This is a genomic window from Bifidobacterium favimelis, assembly GCF_037963085.1.
GTDB classification, from domain to species: Bacteria; Actinomycetota; Actinomycetes; order Actinomycetales; family Bifidobacteriaceae; genus Bombiscardovia; species Bombiscardovia favimelis.
On record NZ_JBANDZ010000012.1, the window covers coordinates 1 to 443 of the forward strand.

Annotated in this window: 1 protein-coding gene; it reads right to left on the minus strand. The window is 53.5% G+C overall.

What is annotated here, in order from left to right; translation table 11 throughout:
* Window positions 1–419, minus strand: a 419-nt coding sequence (locus V6584_RS07920) for a cytochrome ubiquinol oxidase subunit I (protein ID WP_340486387.1), incomplete at its 3' end; no start/stop codon positions are given.
* Window positions 420–443: the final 24 nt, after the last annotated feature.

The window sequence follows — 443 nt, forward strand, 5'->3', positions numbered from 1 at the left end:
TGCTGCATGAAACTGTTCGCAGCCAGGATCCAGATCGCCGACAGGGAGGAACCCAGGAACGTCAACCAAATGAACACCACATGCACCCCAGGCCTGAACCTGTCCCACGTGAACATCCACACACCGATGAACGTCGACTCCATGAAGAAAGCCAACAAAGCCTCGATAGCCAACGGAGCCCCGAAAATATCACCCATGAACCGCGAATAATTCGACCAGTTCATCCCGAACTGGAACTCCTGGATGATGCCCGTGACCACACCGACGGCGAAACTCAGAAGGAACACCTTCCCCCAGAACCTCGCCATCCTCTTATACACCACCCGCTTCTTCACCACGAACATCGTCTCCATCACCGCCACAGCCAAAGACAGGCCAATGGTCATGGGAACAAAGAAGAAGTGGAAAATGGTCGTCATCGCAAACTGAAAACGCGACAAACC